Origin of the sequence: Sphaerisporangium perillae (genome assembly GCF_023276435.1) — a bacterium.
Taxonomy (GTDB): domain Bacteria; phylum Actinomycetota; class Actinomycetes; order Streptosporangiales; family Streptosporangiaceae; genus Sphaerisporangium; species Sphaerisporangium perillae.
The window spans coordinates 1-777 of the sequence record NZ_JALLPO010000116.1 but is presented as its reverse complement, the minus strand read 5'-3'; the positions used below and the strand labels follow the sequence as shown (position 1 = coordinate 777).

At 72.1% G+C, this 777-nt stretch carries 1 protein-coding gene; it reads left to right on the top strand.

The window, feature by feature from the left end; genetic code table 11:
* Positions 1 to 777, top strand: a 777-nt coding sequence (locus MYF83_RS42255) for an ATP-binding protein (RefSeq protein ID WP_248966452.1), incomplete at both ends; no start/stop codon positions are given.

Here is a 777-nt window from a genome sequence, read left to right as displayed (position 1 = left end):
GGCGGTGATCGACGCCGGCCTGACCTGGATCGGCCCGCCGCCCGCCGCGATCGACGCCCTCGGCGACAAGGTCCAGGCCCGGCACATCGCGCAGCGCGTCGGCGCGCCGCTGGTCGCCGGGACGGCGGACCCGGTGTCGGGTGCGGAGGAGGTCGTGGCGTTCGCCGCCGAGCACGGCCTGCCGATCGCGATCAAGGCGGCGTTCGGCGGTGGCGGGCGCGGGCTCAAGGTCGCCCGCACCATGGAGGAGATCCCCGAGTTGTACGAGTCGGCCGTCCGCGAGGCGGTCAGCGCGTTCGGGCGCGGGGAGTGCTTCGTGGAGCGCTACCTGGACCGGCCCCGGCACGTGGAGACCCAGTGCCTGGCCGACCGGCACGGCAATGTCGTGGTGATCTCCACCCGTGACTGCTCGCTGCAGCGCCGCCACCAGAAACTGGTCGAGGAGGCCCCCGCGCCCTTCCTGACCGGCGAGCAGCAGGAACTGCTCTACACCTCCTCCAAGGCGATCCTGCGCGAGGCCGGGTACGTCGGGGCCGGCACCTGCGAGTTCCTCGTCGGCCAGGACGGCACCATCTCCTTCCTGGAGGTCAACACCCGCCTTCAGGTCGAGCACCCGGTGAGCGAAGAGGTCACCGGCATCGACCTGGTCCGCGAGATGTTCCGCATCGCCGACGGCGAGCCCCTCGGCTACGACGACCCCGACGTGCGCGGACACTCCATCGAGTTCCGGATCAACGCCGAGGACGCCGGCCGCAACTTCCTCCCCGCACCCGGCAC